Source organism: Pseudomonas sp. NPDC077186 (genome assembly GCF_044543505.1).
Taxonomy (GTDB): Bacteria; Pseudomonadota; Gammaproteobacteria; order Pseudomonadales; family Pseudomonadaceae; genus Aquipseudomonas.
The window spans coordinates 48,725-67,296 of the sequence record NZ_JBITWE010000006.1 but is presented as its reverse complement, the minus strand read 5'-3'; the positions used below and the strand labels follow the sequence as shown (position 1 = coordinate 67,296).

General features: G+C 62.1%; 13 protein-coding genes and 1 pseudogene. 7 read left to right on the top strand and 7 right to left on the bottom strand.

The window, feature by feature from the left end; translation table 11 throughout:
• The first annotated feature begins 362 nt into the window (after nt 1–362).
• From ACIGKL_RS20885 to ACIGKL_RS20860, 6 genes are all read left to right on the top strand, one after another.
• Complete coding sequence (locus ACIGKL_RS20885; protein WP_397488345.1) at nt 363–1,142, top strand: tyrosine-protein phosphatase; 780 nt, start codon at nt 363–365, stop codon at nt 1,140–1,142.
• A 262-nt stretch (nt 1,143–1,404) separates the two neighbouring features.
• Nucleotides 1,405–3,243, top strand: a complete 1,839-nt coding sequence (locus ACIGKL_RS20880) for a DUF1302 domain-containing protein (RefSeq protein WP_397488344.1) — start codon at nt 1,405–1,407, stop codon at nt 3,241–3,243.
• Nucleotides 3,244–3,297: 54 nt separating this feature from the next.
• On the top strand, nt 3,298–4,638 hold the full coding sequence (locus ACIGKL_RS20875) for a DUF1329 domain-containing protein (protein WP_397488343.1): 1,341 nt from the start codon (nt 3,298–3,300) through the stop codon (nt 4,636–4,638).
• A 147-nt stretch (nt 4,639–4,785) separates the two neighbouring features.
• A complete protein-coding gene (locus ACIGKL_RS20870; RefSeq protein ID WP_397488342.1) occupies nt 4,786–5,937 on the top strand; it encodes a WD40/YVTN/BNR-like repeat-containing protein in 1,152 nt (383 codons plus the stop codon).
• 1 nt (nt 5,938) lies between these two features.
• Nucleotides 5,939–8,350, top strand: coding sequence for an RND family transporter (locus ACIGKL_RS20865; protein ID WP_397488341.1), 2,412 nt, complete (start codon nt 5,939–5,941; stop codon nt 8,348–8,350).
• 89 nt (nt 8,351–8,439) lie between these two features.
• Nucleotides 8,440–8,904, top strand: a complete 465-nt coding sequence (locus ACIGKL_RS20860) for a VOC family protein (RefSeq protein ID WP_397488340.1) — start codon at nt 8,440–8,442, stop codon at nt 8,902–8,904.
• Nucleotides 8,905–9,102: 198 nt separating this feature from the next.
• Here ACIGKL_RS20860 and ACIGKL_RS20855 read toward each other — a convergent pair whose 3' ends face one another.
• The 7 genes from ACIGKL_RS20855 to ACIGKL_RS20825 all read right to left on the bottom strand — a co-directional run bounded on the left by ACIGKL_RS20855 (nt 9,103) and on the right by ACIGKL_RS20825 (nt 17,828).
• Entirely contained in the window at nt 9,103–9,552 is a 450-nt protein-coding gene (locus ACIGKL_RS20855) for a DUF3237 domain-containing protein (RefSeq protein ID WP_397488339.1), read from the bottom strand.
• A 24-nt stretch (nt 9,553–9,576) separates the two neighbouring features.
• Nucleotides 9,577–10,755: an acetyl-CoA C-acetyltransferase gene (locus ACIGKL_RS20850; RefSeq protein WP_397488338.1), complete on the bottom strand. Its 1,179-nt coding sequence runs from the start codon at nt 10,753–10,755 to the stop codon at nt 9,577–9,579.
• Between the two features lie 44 nt (nt 10,756–10,799).
• The gene (locus tag ACIGKL_RS20845; RefSeq protein WP_397488337.1) at nt 10,800–11,582 is read right to left on the bottom strand and encodes an SDR family NAD(P)-dependent oxidoreductase; all 783 of its coding nucleotides are present in this window, start codon (nt 11,580–11,582) and stop codon (nt 10,800–10,802) included.
• 41 nt (nt 11,583–11,623) lie between these two features.
• Nucleotides 11,624–13,774, bottom strand: coding sequence for a fatty acid oxidation complex subunit alpha FadB (gene fadB / locus ACIGKL_RS20840; protein ID WP_397488336.1), 2,151 nt, complete (start codon nt 13,772–13,774; stop codon nt 11,624–11,626).
• Between the two features lie 93 nt (nt 13,775–13,867).
• Nucleotides 13,868–15,124 (bottom strand): acetyl-CoA hydrolase/transferase family protein, encoded by a 1,257-nt coding sequence (locus tag ACIGKL_RS20835; protein WP_397488334.1) that lies wholly within the window; start codon nt 15,122–15,124, stop codon nt 13,868–13,870.
• A gap of 28 nt (nt 15,125–15,152) precedes the next feature.
• A complete protein-coding gene (locus tag ACIGKL_RS20830) occupies nt 15,153–16,358 on the bottom strand; it encodes an acetyl-CoA acetyltransferase (RefSeq protein WP_058171422.1) in 1,206 nt (401 codons plus the stop codon).
• A gap of 12 nt (nt 16,359–16,370) precedes the next feature.
• Nucleotides 16,371–17,828 carry a 3-oxoacyl-[acyl-carrier-protein] synthase III C-terminal domain-containing protein gene (locus ACIGKL_RS20825; protein ID WP_058171423.1) on the bottom strand — a complete coding sequence of 486 codons (1,458 nt, stop codon included), beginning with the start codon at nt 17,826–17,828 and terminating at the stop codon, nt 16,371–16,373.
• Here ACIGKL_RS20825 and ACIGKL_RS20820 point away from each other — a divergent pair.
• Nucleotides 17,810–18,484: pseudogene (locus ACIGKL_RS20820) on the top strand (Tar ligand binding domain-containing protein); the annotation flags it as partial. The gene ACIGKL_RS20825 and the pseudogene ACIGKL_RS20820 overlap by 19 nt on opposite strands.
• Nucleotides 18,485–18,572: the final 88 nt, after the last annotated feature.

Genomic DNA, 18,572 nt, shown 5'->3' with positions numbered 1-18,572 from the left:
TTCTTTGGTAGCAGAGCAACCTTCCTAGGACTTGAGGCCTGAGAGGTGCATCAGGTAGCAGTCCGCTTGCAGGTGTTTGCAGCGGTTATGAGATGGGCCCCCAGGCGCTTCGATGCATCGACTGATTCCCGTCCGGAATTCTGTGGCTGTTTTCTTCGCTCGGCATCAGCGGAAAAGACGATTTTGAGGAGGTATGGGCTTTGTGTGGGAAGGCGTTCAAACATAGGGCTGATGTCGTTTACGACGTCGGAGGATATGGCTCGTTCCTATTAGGCTGTGCTCATGGTGGCGGGGCATAACGTGGTTTTGCTGCCTGCGGATCAATTTCAGTCAAGACACCAGAGTGCGTCGAAGTAGGTCTTATGAGTACTTTCGAGGAGCTGCCCAATTTTCGTGATCTGGGCGGCATTGCCAGCGCCGATGGGCGTGTCGTCGAGTGGGGGCGGTTGTTTCGCTCGGGCCTTATTTCGCGGACGACGCCGAGCGTTGGTAATTGGGCGGAGAAACTGGAGGTGGTGTTTGACTTGCGCAGCGCTTCGGAGCGCGCGGGGGATGCGGGCATATTTTCCGCGTTGGGCCGTATCCGTAAGGTGGCGCCCGAAAGCCAGGTGGGATTGCAGGATGCCAAGCCCATCGACTGGGTGCAGCGCCTGCAGGCGCCGGACTTCGATGATGAGCGTGCGCGGCGGATGATGCATGGCGTCTACAGGCAAATGCCTCGCACCCTGGCTGGGGTATTCCCGGCCCTGTTCGAGCACTGTCTTTCAGCGAGCGCGGGGCGATTGCTCATTCATTGCCAGGCAGGCAAGGATCGCACCGGATTCGTCTGTGCAATCTTGCTGTGGGCGCTGGGTGTGCCAATGGCAGAAATTCGCCGGGACTACTTGCGGAGCTCGGGGGAATTCGTCCGGACGGGGTACATGGCAGCCATGCTGCGGCAGGCTTTTCACGACGGCATACCTGCTCGGGTGGCGGATGCCGCCGCTGTCCTGGGTGATGTCAGTGCCGAGTTTCTGGATGCCTCCTTCGATCAGATCGTGCGTGATCACGGTTCTCTCGACGCCTATCTGGTCGCGGTTGCGGGGCTGGACGAGAGGCGCAGACAGCAACTGCGGCAGGTGCTGCTTTCGGATGCTGGGTAAGCGCCGAATCGACCCCGGAGTGCGCGGAGCTGACTGAGGGCTTATCCTGCGTCGCGGTACCTCTCCCAGAACTGTCGTTTCGGACGATGACCCGGTGGATAGCCTGGCGTTTCATGTGAGCGGCTTCTGCCGAAACGACAGTGTCTGCCTTCAAGCTCGTCAGGTATGAAGTGACCCAGTGGATTGTGAAGTGGGCGATTCGCAGGCTGCACTCAAGAGCGAGCCGGCTTGAACAGAACAACAATAAAAGAGGTGCTATGTGATGTCAGTGAAATCCGAACTGAGGTGGGTTGCGCCATATCGACAACTCAAGTTGTGTGTCGCCATAGTGGCTACAGCATGCGCATCGGAGGGCGTGCAGGCAGGTCCATTCGAGTTTGACAATGGTGTGACCGGGCGCTGGGGGCTCGATATGTCGCTTGGTTCATCCTGGCGCACCCGGGATGCGGATACGGCGCTAATCGGCAGGCAGAATGGTGGGTCGATGCCGTCCTCATCCACCGACGACGGTAATCTGAACTACAAGAACAAGGGCGACAACTTCTCGACTATTGCCAAGGTCATTGGCGAACTCCAGGTCGAAAAGAATGGTTTCGGTGTATTCCTGCGCGGGAAGGGCTGGTACGACTATACCCAGAAGGATCGCAAGGTTTCCCATGGCAGCAATGCCAATGGTTACGCTGCCGACAGCCGTCTTGAAGACAGCGAGTACAATGACCGCCTGTCCAAGTTCAGTGGTATCGAACTGCTGGATTGGTACGGCTTTGGCGGTTTTGCGCCAACGGACAATTCCTATTTGAGCTTCAAACTCGGCAGCCATGCGGTGAACTGGGGCGAGAGCCTGTTCATTAGCGGCGGCATCAACCAGTACAACCCGGTCGATGTTTCAGCGGCGCGCCGCGCTGGGGCGCAAGTGAAGGAAATCATTCTGCCGACGCAACAGATTTCACTCAACCTGGGGGTAGGGGAGTGGAGTTTCGAAACCTTCTATAAATTGAAGGTTCAGCGCACTGTGCTGGAGGGCTGCGGTACCTACTGGAGCGTCAGCGACAGCATGAACTGCCAGGACTCGACCTATGCACTGGTGAATCTGACCGGCATGCCCGATGGCGATGCCCTGGCCGCCAACCTGGGGAGAATCACGGGGGTCAACCAGTACCCAAGGGATTCCGGCTCCTATGGATTCTCGGTCAAGAGAATGATCGGGGACGTCGATGTGGGGGCCTATTTCGTCAACTACACGACAACTTCGCCACGCATCAGCCTGCGCAATAGCCCTTCCACGGCAGGAGGTCCGCTGTCCAGTGGCCCAACTGCAATACAGGGCTTCTGGGACTGGAGCGCTAACAACATCAAGGTCTACGGACTCAGTGCCGCCACTGAACTGGGCGGCTGGTCGGTGTTTGGCGAAATCAGTCATACCAAGGATTTCCCGGTACAGATCAACGGGGCTGATCTGGTTGGCGGCTACGGCATCCAGAAGGGGGGCATTCTTGGCCAGACCAAGGGACCGTTCGCCAATATCCCGGTTGGCGGGATATTCCGCGGCTACGATGTCAAGGACAAGACTCAGATCCAGGTTTCGACGATCCAGTCGTTTGCCTACCTCGGGCGGATGGTCGGTGCGGACACTCTCTCGCTGATGGGTGAAGTGGCCTATCAGCATTGGAGCGGCATTGGTGACCCCTTGTCATCGACCCGTTACGGTCGTGGCTTCGAGTATGGCTCGGCACGCTGGGCGGCCAATGGACTGGCAGGCAACTGTGTCTCCAATGGTTCTTCCTCGCAAAACGCAGGCTGTGATACCGATGGTTTCGCGACTAGCAACGCCTGGGGTTATCGGGCACAGGCAACTCTGCAATACAACAACGTTCTCGGCGTCAACCTGACCCCCCGGGCATTCTTCTCCCATGACGTGAAGGGCTACTCTGCCGACAATATTTTCCTCGAAGGGCGCAAGAGCCTGGGCCTGGGTGTACGTGCCGACTATCGGCAGCGCTATTACGCGGATCTCAGCTACACGACCTACGATCACGACACCAAGTACGACTCATTTCGCGATCGTGACTTCATTTCCTTGGTCATTGGTATGAACCTGTAGGGCAACAGGTTAAAAACCAGATGCATTTTTTGAATAAGAATTCGAGGAAAATTCATGAGACTTACTAAATCCATCATGATGTGTGAGCTGTTCACTGTCTTTGCTCTAACTGGGGCGGTAGCTGTTGCCGATGACTTTTCACAACTTGGCAAGGAACTTACTCCCTGGGGCGCTCCCAAGGCTGGAAATGCCGATGGCAGTATTCCTGCCTGGGATGGCGGCATCACGTCCCCGCCCGCAGGTTTTGACCCGAAGAGCGGCTATATATCGCCGTTCCCCGATGAAAAGCCGCTGTATACCATCACGGCGGGTAATTACAGCCAATATGCGTCGCGCCTGCCTGAGGGCAGTATCGAACTGTTGAAACGGAATGCGGATTACAAGATCAATGTATATCCCAGTCATCGTACCCATGCATTGACCCAGGCCCAGTACGATGCAATTACCAAGGAGGCGCCTGGAGTAAAATTAACGCAAGATGGAAACGGCTATAGCGGTACGACGAAATCTGTTGTGCCTTTCCCGCTGCCCAAGGTTGGTCTGGAAATCTACCATAATGTCTTGGTGCGTTCCCGGGGTGGGAGCTACAAGCGGCGCCTGGCGAGCTTTCCGGTACAGGCCGATGGTAATTTCACCCCTTCCGTCTGGCAGGAAGACCTTCAGTTCTACTGGAATATGGACAATCCACCGGCAAACTTGCTGTACGAGGCTACCTACAACTACCTGTCGCCTTCCAGTATCGCGGGAGGCGTGACATTGGTTCGTGAGCCGATCGACAAGAGTGCCGAGTCGCGCAAGGCCTGGGCATACAATCCGGGCACCCGACGTGTGCTGCGGGCTCCGGAGGTTGGATATGACAGTCCGGCCACGGGTACCGACGGTCTGCTCACTCAAGACAGCTTCGATGGCATCAATGGCTCGCCGGAGCGCTTCGAATGGAAGCTGGTTGGCAAGGAAGAGATGATTGTTCCATACAACAACTTCAAACTGACGGACAAGAGTTTGAGATATACCGATATCGTCGGTAAGAAAAACATCAATCCGGATTTGCTGCGCTATGAGCTGCATCGCGTCTATGTACTTGAGGGTACGCTGAAGTCGGGTGCGCGGCATATCTACAGCAAACGTAGACTGTTGGTGGATGAGGACAGTTTCCAGCCCGTGCATGTGGATAACTATGATGGGCGTGGTGAACTTTGGCGTGTCCAGGAAATTTTCCCCACCTATTACTACGATTGCCCCTGCACCTGGACCGCTGCTGAAGTGTCGTACGACCTCCAGTCCGGACGCTACTTTGTTGCGGGCCTGGCCAATCAGGAGCAACCAGTGGTATTCAATCAAACTTACAGGCCTGGATATTTCGATCCCTCCAACATGAAGCGACTGGCGCGCTAGTTCCAGAAATTCCCTATGCCGATTCAGCAGCGCCAGCGCGTCGATGACGCCTGGTACAAGTGCTGATCGGCGTAGCGGCAGATCGTTGGGGGAACTGGAAAGCAATGCTGGCCGGTTCCCCTCAACGCTCACACTAGAGGGATAGCAGTGATCTTTTTTTCGTCGTATTTCAAACGCACCTGGATGTTGGCCGTGTTGCTGGCAGCAACTGGTGCCTCGGCGCAGGATCGGACTTTCATTGATCCGCTGCTTTTGCCAGCCCGGTTGTCGGACAGGCCGGCAGAGAAGCTGCTGGTGGATGTAGCAGCCTTGGGCGATGGGCGCCTAGTGGCGGTTGGCGAGCAGGGCACCATCATCCTGTCCGATGACAAAGGCCATGGCTGGCGGCAGGCCGAAGTGCCCGTTTCGGTCAATCTGACCGCTGTGTTTTTTTTCGATACCAGAACCGGCTGGGCAGCAGGCCACGGCGGGGTGATTCTCGGCACGCGGGACGGTGGGCAGACTTGGATCAGGCTGTTCGACGGCAATGCGGCCAACGCGCAGATTCTGGCGGCTGCCCAAAGCCGACTCAAGAAAGTGCGGGAGCGCGCTCAAGGCATGGATGAGGCGGCGGATTCTCTGCAGGACGAACTGGAGCTGGCCGAGGAGGCATTGGCGGATGCCGAGGCGGGTTCCCGCTTCGGTCCATCCCGGCCCTTGTTCGACCTCTGGTTCAAGGATGCCCGGCAGGGCTTTGTCGTCGGCTCCTTCGGCCAATTGTTCCGTACCGACGATGGCGGCGACACCTGGCGCTATATCGGCGACCGCCTGGATAACCCGGAAGGCTTCCATTACAACGCCATCGCCCATACGCCCTCGGGCAAGCTGGCGGTGGTGGGCGAGGGGGGCGCGGTGCATATCTCGGCCGATGGCGGGGATAGCTGGCAACGTCGGGAGACCGGCTACAACGGCCAGTTGTACGGGCTGCTGGCTTTTCACGATGCGAGGGGCGATGAGATTCTGCTCGTCTACGGTTTCGGCGGTCGCGTCTTCGTGTCGCGGGATGGCGGCGCTAGTTGGGCCGAGGGCAACAGCGGGGTGAAGACGAATATCGTGGCCGGTTTCGTGGCCGCTGATGGTTCGTTGCGCCTGATCGATGCTGGTGGCCAGCTCCTGCGTAGCGATGACGAGGGCGTGCGTTTCGTATCCGTGATCGCCGCCACGCCGGGGCGCATCGCCGCCGCCATCCCCCTTACCGACGGCTCGCTGGTGCTGACAGGCAGCGGGGGCGTCCAGCTTGTTACCGGGAACGGGAAGTGAAATGACAGACCTGATGACTCAAAAAGGCAAGGAAGTACTGCCGCTATCCGATGTCGATATCGAAACGCACAAGGGCGTGCGCGCCCTCGCGGATTTCGCCGAGGGCGTTCTGTTCCATCACCGCGGCTGGGTGCTGGCGGTTTTCTGCCTCCTGTCGATATTCCTCGGTTGGCACGCGTCGAAGATCGATATGGAGGCGAGCTTCCAGAAGATGATCCCGGCCAGCCACCCGTATATCGAAAACTACCTGGCCTACGAGGACGATCTGCGCAAGATGGGCAACGTGTTGCGGATCGTCGTCGAGCACACCGGAGGCGACATCTACGATAAGGACTTCCTGTTCACGCTGAAGAAGATCAACGACGAGGTGTTCTACATCCCCGGCGTGGATCGCGGCAACATGAAGTCCCTGTGGACACCCAACGTATTCTGGCGTGAGGTGACCGAGGACGGGATCGTTGGCGGCCTGGTGATTCCCGATGACTTCGACGGAGCTTCCGAGAGCGTCGCGCGGGTGAGACACAATGTGGCACGTTCGGGCACCATTGGCAGTCTGGTGGCCAACGACTACCGCTCCACCGTGATCCTGGTGCCCCTGCTCGAAATAGACCCGCAGACCGGCGACCAACTCGACTATGGCCTGCTGTCCGAGCGCCTGGAGCATCTGGTGCGCGACAAGTATGCCGGCGAAGGGGTACGCATCCACATCACCGGCTTCGCCAAGATCATGGGTGATCTGATCGAGGGTGTGCGCAATATGGCGCTATTCTTCGCCATCACTTTCGTGTTGACGATCGGCTTGCTGTACTTTTACTCGCGCTGTTGGCGCAGCACCCTGTCGGTGATCTTCTGTTGCAGCCTAGCGGTGTTGTGGCAATTGGGTGTCGTGCGCCTGATGGGCTACGCGCTCGATCCTTATTCGACCCTGGTGCCGTTCCTGACTTTCGCCATCGGCGTCAGCCATGCGATCCAGAATATCAATACCATGGTGGCGGAGCGTCTCCAGGGTTTTTCCAGCATGGAGGCGGCGAAGGCGACCTTCCGCCTGCTGTTCGTGCCCGGTTCCATCGCCCTGCTGTGCAACGTGGTCGGTTTTTCCACCCTGCTGGTGATAGATATCGGCGTTATCCGGGAACTGGCGATCAGCGCTTGCGTCGGTGTGCTGGTGATCATCTTCACCAAGATCTTCCTGCTGCCGGTGATCATGTCCTACACCGACATTTCGCAGAGAGGATTGCGCCACCGTGCGCTCAAGGTGAGCGAGCAGGACAAGTCTCTGGTGCGACGCGTGACCGGCGCTTTCCTGTCGCGGCTGACCGAGCGGCGCTGGGCGGTCGGGGTCGTGCTGGTCGGCCTGGCAGTGCTTGGCGTATCGCTGTACATGGCGCGGGACCTGCGCATCGGCGATCTTGATCCGGGGGCGCCGGAGTTGCGGGCGGATTCGCGCTACAACAGGGACGTCGCCTTCCTGAGCGCCAACTATGCCAACAGCGCCGATCTGTTCGTGGTCATGGTCAAAACCCAGCCGGGCAGTTGTGGTACCTACCCGGTGATCTCGGCGGTGGATCGCTTCCAGGCGGTAATGAGCGATGTCGATGGTGTGGTCGGAATCCAGTCTCTGGCCATGGACATGAAAGCCCTGATCGCCGCCACCCAGGGCGGCAGTCTGAAATGGTACGGACTGTCCAGGGACGAGTACGTTTCCAGCAATATCATGCGCATGACACGGCAGGATTTCTATAAATACGACTGCTCGATGCTGTCGATCCTGCTGTTTCTCGAAGACCACAAGGCAGACACCCTGGCGCGGGTGGTTGCCGCGGTCGAGGGCTTCGCCGCCGAGAACAACAACGAGCATGCCGAATTTCTCCTCGCCGCGGGCAATGCGGGTATCGAGGCAGTGACCAATATCGTGGTCAAGCAGGCCGAGCGCCTGATGCTGTTGCTGGTCTATGCAGTGGTCGCGCTGCTGGTGTTCTGGGAGTTCAAGTCATGGCGGGTGACCATCGCCCTGATCCTGCCGCTGCTCATCACCTCGATACTGTGCGAGGCGATCATGGCCAGGCTCGGGCTCGGCGTCAAAGTGGCGACCTTGCCGGTGATCGTGCTGGGGGTGGGAATAGGCGTCGATTACGGCATCTACCTCTACAATCGCCTCGAAAACTACCTGCGGATGGGTATGAGCCTGAAGGAGGCCTATGGCGAAACGCTCAAGACCACGGGGGCAGCCATTGCGGTGACCGCCGTTACCTTGGCCCTGGGGGTGGCGACCTGGCTGCTCTCCGACATCAAGTTCCAGGCCGACATGGGCTTGCTGCTGGCGATCATGTTCCTGTGGAACATGGTGGGGGCGATCTTGATCATCCCGGCCGTGCTGAGCCTGCTGCCACCCAAGCTGCATGTGCATGGCTGAGACCTGAGAGCGTGGCGCCGGGGGCAATACCCGGCGTCCGCTGCGCCAGACTCTGACGAGAAAATCCAACAAGAACGAGGAGCACTGCAATGGACTTCCATCACATGTGCCTGGTGGTCAGCGATATGGAGCTGGCGCTCAGGCTTTACCGGGACACCCTGGGTTTTTCAGTCTATATCGATACGCTGATTCCGGACGAGGAGGGCGCGTTCTTCGCCCAGGGCACCCTGGATGACATTTTCCATGTACGCGGTGCAAGATCGCGCATGGTCATGCTGGTCTCCACCACGGGGGCCAAGCTCGAACTGCAGCAGCCGGAGAATCCACAGGTGCAGCGGACGCCGAGGGAGTATCTCGGCTACGGCCATACCGGCATTACCGAACTGGCCTTGCGTGTGAGTGATATCGACCAATGGTTCCAGACCATCCGTGCGGCGGGTTACCAGACCCAGACCGAGTACGTATGGGCTGTGGGTGGTGGTCGGCTGAAGTCGTTCCTGTTCCACGATCATGACGGCAATCTGGTGCAACTGGTCGAGGAATTTACGCTGTAAGGACGACGCGGGAGCCGTTCAGGTACGCTCCCTGGTTCAGTCGTAGAATGGATTAGTCGCGCAGCGGCGTAATCCGTCATCCCACCGAACAAAAAACACCCGGCACAAGGCCAGGTGTTTGCTGGTGATGGCTTAGTCGTTTCGCGGTAACTGGTGGAAGCACTCTCGGCAATTCCACCCATCCTCGATCCCAGTGGTTCAGGTGACCCGGTAGATCTCCCAGCAGATGGAAAATCCGGGCAGGAGGCGACCCCGCCCGACGAAGACCGATTGGGTCAGCCAGGCATATTGGGGGGCATCCGTTTCAAAGCGGGGAGTGCTACGGAAGTAGTGATCCTCGAAGGCGGTCTCGCCGCCATTGCGAACCGCCACCCGGTATTTCTCGTTGTATTCGAGAACCCCGAGATACTGAGCGTAAATCACGCTGCCGTCGTGGGTGTGGAACTGTGCACGCACGTCGATCCGGCCCCAACCGTCGGGGCCGTCGAGTATCCAGTCGTGCGCGCCGTCCAGCACCTCGCCGTTGAGCTTGGGGCCGCTGATCGTGCCGGCTCCGCAGCGGGCAATCCTGCGCTTGCCGAAGGGGCCGCCCACAGCATAAACGTCGATTATCGGGGCGCTGTAGCCGAAGACATATTCGAGATTCATTGTGGCCGTGCTCCCTGATGGCAATCAGCAGCGTTCGATGATGGTGACGTTGGCCATGCCGCCGCCTTCGCACATCGTCTGCAGGCCATAACGTTTTCCGCGCTGCTCAAGAGCGTTGATCAGCGTTGTCATCAGCTTGGTGCCGGAGGCGCCGAGGGGATGACCCAGGGCGATGGCGCCGCCGTTAACGTTCAGCCGCTCGGGGTCGGCTCCGGTTGTCTTCAGCCAGGCCAGGGGAACCGGCGCGAAGGCTTCGTTGACTTCGTACAGGTCGATGTCGTCGATCTTCATACCGGCCTTGCGCAGCGCCGCCTCGGTAGCCGCCAGCGGCACGTCGAGCATCACCCAGGGATCGCCACCCAGCACGCTCATGTGGTGCACCCGCGCCAGTGGTGTCAGGCCCAGGGTCTTGAGGGCTCGCTCGCTGACTACCATGACGCCGCTGGCGCCGTCGCAGATCTGGCTGGCGGTGGCGGCGGAAATGCTGCCACCTTCGTTCAGCAGCTTGACCGCCTGGATGCTTTCCAGCGTCGCGTCGAAACGGATGCCTTCGTCCACGATATGCATCTCGCCGGGGCGCGTCCCATCGGCGAGGCGTACTTCGACGGGGAGGATTTCTTTGCTGAAGCGCCCCGCTTGGGTGGCTTTGATTGCCCGCTGTGTGGTGGCGAGGGCAAAGCGTTCCAGATCCCCGCGGGAGAAACCGAAGCGCTGGGCGATGAGTTCCGCACCAACGAACTGGCTGAAGTCACCGGCAGGATAGCGACGACGGATTTCCGGACTCATGTATTCGCCAAGCCCATTCTCCTGGGCGAGCTTCTGCGGCACGAACATCGGTACGCGGCTCATGGCTTCCACGCCCGCCGCGATCACCACGTCCATGCTACCGGACATCACCGCCTGGGCAGCGAAATGCAGGGCCTGCTGCGACGATCCGCACTGCCGGTCCAGGGTCGTGCCGGGCACCGACTCCGGCAGGCGCGAAGCGAGCACCGCGTTGCGGCCAATATTGTTGGACTGCTCGCCGGCCTGCTGCACGCAGCCCATGATGACGTCTTCGACGACGGCCGGGTCGATACCGCTGCGCTCGAGCAGGGCATCGAGAACCTGTGCCGCCAGCTCGACCGGGTGCCATCCGGACAGGCGTCCTCCGCGGCGGCCGCCGGCGGTGCGTACCGCGGCGACGATATATGCTTCAGCCATGTGTGTTTCTCCTGTGGGTGGAAAGAAGGGGGGCGAGGGCCGACTCAACGAGGCGGCATGCGAATCGCGCCGTCGAGGCGCACCGATTCGCCGTTGAAATAAGTGGTGGTGATCATGGTTTCGGCGAGCGCGGCAAACTCGTCGGGGTGGCCGAAGCGCCGGGGGAACGGCACCGATGCCGCCAGAGCGGCCTTCACGTTGTCCGGGGCGCCCTGCATCAATGGCGTGTCGAAAATCCCCGGCATGATGGTGTTGATGCGAATGCCGTCGCCCATCAGGTCGCGAGCGACCGGCAGGGTGATGCCGACGATGGCTGCCTTCGAGGCGGCGTAGGCGGCCTGGCCGACCTGCCCGTCCTGGGCCGCTACCGAGGCAGTGTTGATGATCACGCCGCGCTCGTCGTCTACACCGGGCTGCAGTTGCAGCATGCCGGCGGAGGCCTTGGCGATGCAGCGGAACGCGCCAATCAGGTTGACCTGGATCACTCGTTCGAAGAGCTCCAGGGGGAAGTGCTTGCTCTCGCCGCTGGTTTTGTCCCGGCTGGCGGTTTTCGCCGCGGCACCGATACCGGCGCAGTTGACCAGTATGCGCTCCTGGCCATGGGCCGCGCGGGCTCTGGCGAAGGCCGCATCCACTTGCGCCTCGTCGGTGACGTTGACCTTGCAGAAAACGCCGCCGATTTCCCAGGCCAGCGTTTCACCGAGGGTTTCGTTGAGGTCGAACAGGGCGACCTTGACGCCATGGGCGGCGAGCCGCCGGGCCACGGCGGCGCCGAGACCGGAGGCGCCGCCGGTGACGACGGCCGATACGCTGGAGTCGAGTTTCATGCGGGAGTCCTTCTGAGTGAGGGCCTGCTGCGCTTAGGGCGTCAGGCCGGGTGGAATGTATGCCGCGTGGCGGCCAGTGCGTGCATGGTGTCGGTGGCCATGTAGTGCCGGCCGAGGGCCGCATGGCGCTCGCATTGCTTCACCACATGATCGAGGCCGAGCCAGTCGGCATACTTCAGGGGGCCGCCGAGATAGGCGGGGAAGCCCAGGCCGAGCAGCAGGGCCACATCCAGTTCGGCGGCGCTGGCCACCACACCATCCTCGAGGGCGTGGGCGGCTTCGACGATCATGGGCAGCATCATGCGTTCGATGATCTCGCTGTCGCTGAACGTACCGGGGCGGTCTGGCTGGAGTGCCGCGAGCAATGCGTAGGTCTCATCCGCCGGAGTTTTGTGTGGCTTGCCGCTGGCAGCCATGTCGTAGCGATAAAAGCCGACGCCGCTCTTTTGTCCGTAGCGTTTGTGTTGCACTAGCAGGTTCACCGCGTCGCGTTCCGGCAAGACCATACGCTGGGGATAGCCGGCGCTGATGATCCGCCAGACGTGAGCACCGGTATCCATACCGATCACGTCCTGCAGCCAGGCTGGTCCCATGGGCCAACCGAACGCTTCCATTGCTCGATCTACCTGGGCGAAATCGGCGCCTTCGGCGACCAGTTGCAGGAAGGCGATGACATAGGGGGTCAGGATCCGGTTGACCAGGAAGCCCGGGCAATCCTTGACCACGATGGGGGTCTTGCCCATTGCCAGGGCATGGGCAACGGCAGTGGAAACCGTTGTGGCCCGGGTCTGGCGGCCCTGCACCACTTCTACCAGAGCCATGGCGGGCACCGGGTTGAAGAAGTGCATGCCGACGAAGTTCTCTGGGCGGGCCAGGGCCAGGGCGATATCGTCGATCAGCAGGCTGGAGGTGTTGCTGGCGATAACCGCATCGCTGGGCAAGTGCCGTTCCAGTTCAGCCAGCACCGTGCGCTTGGTATCGAGGCGCTCGACGATGGCTTCGACCACCAGATTCACGGTATCGAAGCCGCTGTCATCCAGTTGTGGGACGAGCCTGTCGCGCACGCCTTGTGCTCGTTCCGCATCCAGGCGGCCACTCTTGACCTGGCGTGTCAATTGCCGCTGCACCTCGTGCATGCCGAGCTCGAGCTGGGCCGGGGCGAGGTCTTTGAGGCGGGTCGGTACGCCATGCAGGGCGCTGGTGAAGGCGATACCGCCGCCCATGATGCCGGCACCCAGCACTGCCATCTGCCTGACCGGGCGTCCGTCGCGGCCATGCTGGCGAAACAGCTTCTTCAGTGCCTGTTCATTGTGAAAGGCCTGAATCAGCGCATGCGCGGCCTGGGTTTGCGCCACCCGGGCGAAGCATTTGGCCTCCAGGGCCAGTGCGACGTCGCGGGAGTGTGCCGTGGCCCGCGCCATCAGGTCGAGGGCGGCCAGGGCCGCTGGCTGGTGTTTCGCCGCGCGCGCGGCCACGGCCTCCCGGCTGGCCTGGAAGGCGGTCTGTTGCTGGATGATTTCATCGGCGGGCAACTGGCGTTTGCGCGCCTGGCGCTGTCGCCAGTCGATGTCGCCTTCGCAGGCCAGGCGCAGTAGGTCGAGCGCCGTCGCGCGCAGGGTTTGCGCAGGACAGATCGCATCGACCAGGCCCAGGGAGCGGGCCGTGGAGGCGTTGAGCGGCGCACCGCCGGTGATGAGCCTGAGCGCTACCTCGGCACCGGCAATGCGCGGTGTGCGCAGGGTTCCGCCGAGGCCGGGGATCAGCCCCAGCTTGACTTCCGGCAGGCCGATCTGGGCTTCTTCCGCCATCACTCGCAGCGCGGCCGCCAGTGTCAGTTCCAAGCCACCGCCCAGGGCGATGCCATTGATCGCCACCGCACTGGGAATTGCCAGGTCTTCCAGGCCGCTGACGCCCCGATTGAGCTTCAGGTTGCGCGCGGCGAGGTCGGCCTCCGAGAGGCGGAAGGCGCTGGCGAATTCGTTGATGTCGGCACCGACAATGAACACTTTTTTCGCACTGCTGATCAGCACTCCCCGGACGTGGCCGTCACGGGCGATCGATTCGACTGCTTGCGACAACTCCAGCAGGGTGTGCTCGTCGAGTTTGTTGATAGAGTCTTCATGTCGGTCGAAGCACAACTCGGCGAAGCCGTCTTCGATTTTCCGCACCTGGATGTTGTGGCCCTGAAACACTGCAACTCTCCTCGTCAAGGGCAATGCCCCGGCATTGCTCCCGGAGGCAATGTAGGGCGGCAGGGGTGGGCTGGCACCGTCGAAAACGACAATTCACAGGCGCTGGCAGATCTTTTCCCAGGCTTCCTGTAGCGCCGGACGGAAGTCCGGCGCAGCGATTCCGATCAGTGCCTGGGCGCGCTGCTGGACGCTGGCGCCACGCAGGTCGGCGACACCGAACTCGGTGACCACCAGGTCGACGTCGATGCGCGACAGGGAGGTAATGGACAGGTCATCCAGGCAGGGCACGATGCGTGAGACGCTGCCGCGTTTGTAGGTGGCGTTGAGGGCGATGATGCTGCGGCCAGCAGGGGCCAGGCGGGCCGCGCGAGCGAAGTCCGGGGCGCCGCCGGCACCGCTGACCGCCCGGCCTTCGGCATGTTCCAGGTTGCACTGGCCGAACAGGTCCACTTCGAGGGCCGAGTTGACGGCGACGAAGCGCTCCAGGCCGACCAGGGTGCGTGCGTCGTGGGTCACCTCACAGCCGAGTACCCGCAACGGTGTGAATTCGCTGGACCAGGCGTACAACTCGCGGCTGCCGGCGACCACGCAGCCGGTGTGGGCAAAATCCAGGTCCAGTGCCCCAGCTTCGGCGAGTTCGCGCAGACCATCGGAGAGCATTCCGGAAAACAGTCGCAGGCCACGATGGCCACGCAGGGCTCTGGCCAGTGCGCTGGGCACCTTGCCCAGCCCCATCTGCAGGGTACTGCCGTCGGCGATCAGTCCGGCGATATGGCCGGCGATGGCGCGGGTCGGCTCGTCGCTATCGGTGCGGTACTCCGGCAGTGGCGTGTCGATCTCGCAGATGTGGTCGAAGCGCTCGTAGGGCAGGCTGACCGCTCCGGGGATGCGCGGCAGGGATGGGTTGATCAGGGCCAGCAGGCGTCGGCTCCGGCGCACGGCCAGTGGCAGGAACTCCACCGAGGGGCCAAGGGAACATTGGCCGTTGGCGTCCGGTGGGCTGACCTGCAGCACGCTCAGGTCGAACTCCGCGCATTCCCGCAGGTGACGCACGAAGCCGCCGTAGCTCATGGGCAGCAGTCGGTAGCGTCCTGCGCGTTGCGCGTTGCGCAGCGACGGCTGCATGAACAACCCGCTGACGATGGCGCTGGGGTCTAGTCGCTCAACATCGAACGGGGTATCGATACCGGGCGCGATGCTGGTCAGCAGGCGCAGGTCGCGGCTGTGCTCCGGGCGTGCCTGCAGATCGGCGAGGAAGGCGAGGGGAACCGCGATCCCGCCCGGTACGTAGACGGATTCTCCGGGGGAGAGGATGTCGGCCAACTGCTCTGCGCGGATATGACGCTTCATGACGGTTTCCGATAAAGGGCTGGACGGCTCATTTGCCGGTATGCAGACCGAGGATGGATATCGCCGCGATGCCGAGGTAGGGTACGCCGCCCAGGTTATGGGTCAGGCCAATGCTCGGGTCGCCCAGTTGCCGCTCTCCGGCCCGCCCCTGCAACTGGTTGTAGACCTCATAGGCCATGCGCAGGCCGGAGGCGGCAATCGGGTGGCCGAAGCATTTGAGCCCGCCATCCACCTGGCAGGGCAGTCCACCGTCGCGGTCGAAGAAGCCGTCGAGGATGTCATGCACCGCACGACCGTCGGGGGAGACGAACAGGTCTTCCATGGTCGACAGTTCGGTGATGGAGAAGCAGTCGTGCACTTCCATCAGGCTCAGTTCGGCGCGCGGGTCCTGGATGCCGGCTTCGGCATAGGCGCGCTGCGCCGCCGCCCGGGTGGTACGCACATAGCTGCCGTCCCACTGCGAGGTGCCGGATTCGACGCCGGAACCGATAGCCAGTTGGATGGACTTGATGGTGACCATGTCCTTGCGTCCCAGGGCGCGGGCGATCTCCGGGGTGGTGACGATGGCCGCCGCGGCGCCGTCGCTGACCCCGCAGCAATCGTAGAGGCCGAGCGGGTCGGCGATCATCGGCGCGTCGAGTATCTGCTCCATGCTCACGGCCTTGCGCAGGTGGGCTTTGGGACTGAGCAGCCCGTTCTGGTGGCTTTTCCATGAAACGTGCGCCATCGCCCGCTTCAGGTCTTCCTTGCTGGTGCCATGCTTGGCCCGGTAACCGGCGGCCAGTTGCGCGAAGCCCGCCGGTGTCGAACCCAGTGGCAGCCACAGGTCGTTGAAGGTGCCCTTGTAGACGAAGGGCAGGCCGCCGTAGCCGGTGTCCTTGAGTTTTTCCGCGCCGATCGCCAGGGCGAAGTCCACCGCACCGCTGGCCACCGCATAGGCGGCGGCGCGCAGCACTTCGCTGCCGGTGGCGCACATGTTTTCCATGTGGCTCACCGGAATGCCGTCCAGGCGTAGTGCCATGGAGGCTGGGATAGCCGAGTTGCCGACGCTGATCGGATCGGAGCAGGAGCCGTACCAGGCAGCCTCGATCTGCTTGCGTTCAATACCTGCATCGAGCAGGGCCTCTTCGAAGGCCTCCGCCAGCAGTTCGGAGGGACCGACGTCCCAGCGCTCGCCGAATTTCGAGCAGCCCATGCCAATGATGGCGACCTTGTCCTTGATTCCCGTTGCCATGAAACGATCTCCTCAAGCCTGAAGTGGCGTGGCCTTCCAGAAATAGCGCGGGTAGCCGCGCGCCTTGTCCACGTCCTTGATACGCAGCACCATCCGCAATGGGGTGCCGACGTCCAGGCCGGCGGCGCCGACATCGACCATCTCCATCAGCAGGCGCGCGCCCTGTTCGAACTGCACGAAGCCTACGTATAGCGGCGGTGCCGGGTGGTAACTGAGCCAGTCGCCGGTGTGGGTCAGCACCTCGGCGGGTTCGTCGAACAGCGGGTAGGCGTCGAAATTTTCCCGTGGCGCATTGCAGGCTGGGTTCACGCAGTAGGGCAGTTGCGGGAACTGGATGGTGTTGCAGCAGCGGCAGCGACCGGCGACGAAACTGGCGAGCTGGCCGCTGGAGCGGTACTGCTCGGTAAGGGCGGTCTTGATCGATTTCTCCGCGCGCATACCCCATTCCAGCTCAATGGCGTTCTCGTAGGAGGCCAGGCGCAGATAGGCGTCATGGTCCTGTCCGTCGGCCAGCGCACCGCTGACCCCGCGGCGTGGTGAGAAGGTGGCGAGGGCTTCGGTGGTGCGCAGCACCAGCACGTCGACGCCCTGGCCGAAGCCGACCAGTACCAGGGTCTGGTTGGGTGTCGCACGCTCCAGCACACGGGCAAGCATGAGCAGGCCGTGGGCCGCGCCGCTATAGCCGCAGTCGGCTTCCAGGGAATCGGCTTGCGCTTCGGTTGCGATACCGAGCTTCCTGGCCACCGCCGTGGCGACACCCTTGAACGGCGCGGGGAGAATGAAGTGGTCGACCTCGTTCGGCGCGACACCGGCCTTCTGCAGGGTGGACTTGAGCGCCTCGACGACCAGCTTCATATAGCCTTCGTCACGGACCCAGCGTTCTTCCCACCAGTAGTCGTAGCGTGCGCCCTCGGCTCGGAAGTGGTCGACGAACGGCGCGGTGCGGCTACTGGCGGCAAGCAGGGTGGCGAGCACCGCGTCGCTGCCGAGGGTAAAGGCGGCGGCACCGGCACCAAAGGCGATTTCCTGGACGCTGGCCGGCTTGCCGCGCGGGCGGTCGCTGGCGATCAGCAGCGCTGGCGAGCCGCCTTGCTGGAGGGTGGCGATCAGGGCGCTGGTAGCGGCCCGTTGCGAATGGCCCACGTCAAGGGTGCGCAGCGTCGGCGAGAGTCCCAGGGCGCCGGCCACTATCCCGGCGTTCTGCAGGTCGGCGAACGGCAGCGTGGTCGAGGCCAGAGTGAGCGAGGTGATGCCATCGCGTGGGCGGTTTGCCAGCGCGTCGCGGGCCGCTTCGACGGCCAGGGTGATGCTGTCTTCATCCCAGCTGCAGAAGGCCCGTCGGCCCTTGGCCTGGGCGCGCAGGCCGGGGGCCATCCATTGGTGCGCGGCGGCGATTGCCGCGCGCTGCATGCGCAAGCGCGGAATGTAGCCGCCGAAGCCGGTGATGCCGAATGCTTGGAATGTGGCCATCGTGTACCTGTTTGTCTTGTTGCGTGCCGTGGTTGTCTTTCAGTCTCGTCTGTCGATTCGTGACTGCGCATCGTCCGATCCGACACTTGCGCAGGATTTGCGCGCCTGGCTGTCGACCTGTCCGGGTAATCCGTGGCTTGCTGCGGGGGGAACTGTCCTTTCCGACGATGTTGTGCGCGGAGAGCTGGCCGATGATCGGAGGTCGTTATCGGGACGGGAATCGAGAGGCTGTCATGCTGGACCTGCGCAAACGCATTGCCATGAGGGGGCTGACGATCAAGGCCAAGCTCTATCTTTTGGTCTTTTTCTTCGTCACGGTGATTGCGCTGGTCGGCCTGGCTGGCTGGTTCGCCACCTGGACGGTCGGTCATGCCCTGCGCGAGCTGGGGGATCGCAACCTGCCGGCGATGATGGCCCTGGGCGATGTGCGTCAGGCCCGCTTGCGACTCGCCGAGGCGATGCAGGGCGCGGCGAGCTGGCGTTTCGAGGCCTTCGAGTTGGAGGCCGACAAGACGGATGCACTGTTCGAGGCGCGCGAGGTCTTCGAGGATCTGCTGGCGCGTCAGCAGGAGTTCCAGCAACTGGGGCAATCCGCGTTTCGCAGCTATGACGCGTTACCCAGATCGGACGAGGAGGAGGCGTTGTGGGTCGAGTTCAAGACGCTGTGGGAGGGTTTCCAGAAACTCGACGGGTACCAGACCAGGCTGGCCGGCGATGTGGTGGCTGCAGCCGATGACTGGGATG

Excerpts from the sequence above, each read along its gene's own strand:
- ACIGKL_RS20835 (WP_397488334.1), bottom strand. The coding sequence starts at position 15,124 with ATGAAGCGTCATATCCGCGCAGAGCAGTTGGCCGACATCCTCTCCCCC.
- ACIGKL_RS20880 (WP_397488344.1), top strand. The coding sequence starts at position 1,405 with ATGTCAGTGAAATCCGAACTGAGGTGGGTTGCGCCATATCGACAACTC.
- ACIGKL_RS20875 (WP_397488343.1), top strand. The coding sequence starts at position 3,298 with ATGAGACTTACTAAATCCATCATGATGTGTGAGCTGTTCACTGTCTTT.
- ACIGKL_RS20865 (WP_397488341.1), top strand. The coding sequence starts at position 5,939 with ATGACAGACCTGATGACTCAAAAAGGCAAGGAAGTACTGCCGCTATCC.
- ACIGKL_RS20855 (WP_397488339.1), bottom strand. The coding sequence starts at position 9,552 with ATGAATCTCGAATATGTCTTCGGCTACAGCGCCCCGATAATCGACGTT.
- ACIGKL_RS20885 (WP_397488345.1), top strand. The coding sequence starts at position 363 with ATGAGTACTTTCGAGGAGCTGCCCAATTTTCGTGATCTGGGCGGCATT.
- ACIGKL_RS20860 (WP_397488340.1), top strand. The coding sequence starts at position 8,440 with ATGGACTTCCATCACATGTGCCTGGTGGTCAGCGATATGGAGCTGGCG.
- ACIGKL_RS20825 (WP_058171423.1), bottom strand. The coding sequence starts at position 17,828 with ATGGCCACATTCCAAGCATTCGGCATCACCGGCTTCGGCGGCTACATT.
- ACIGKL_RS20830 (WP_058171422.1), bottom strand. The coding sequence starts at position 16,358 with ATGGCAACGGGAATCAAGGACAAGGTCGCCATCATTGGCATGGGCTGC.
- ACIGKL_RS20850 (WP_397488338.1), bottom strand. The coding sequence starts at position 10,755 with ATGGCTGAAGCATATATCGTCGCCGCGGTACGCACCGCCGGCGGCCGC.
- ACIGKL_RS20845 (WP_397488337.1), bottom strand. The coding sequence starts at position 11,582 with ATGAAACTCGACTCCAGCGTATCGGCCGTCGTCACCGGCGGCGCCTCC.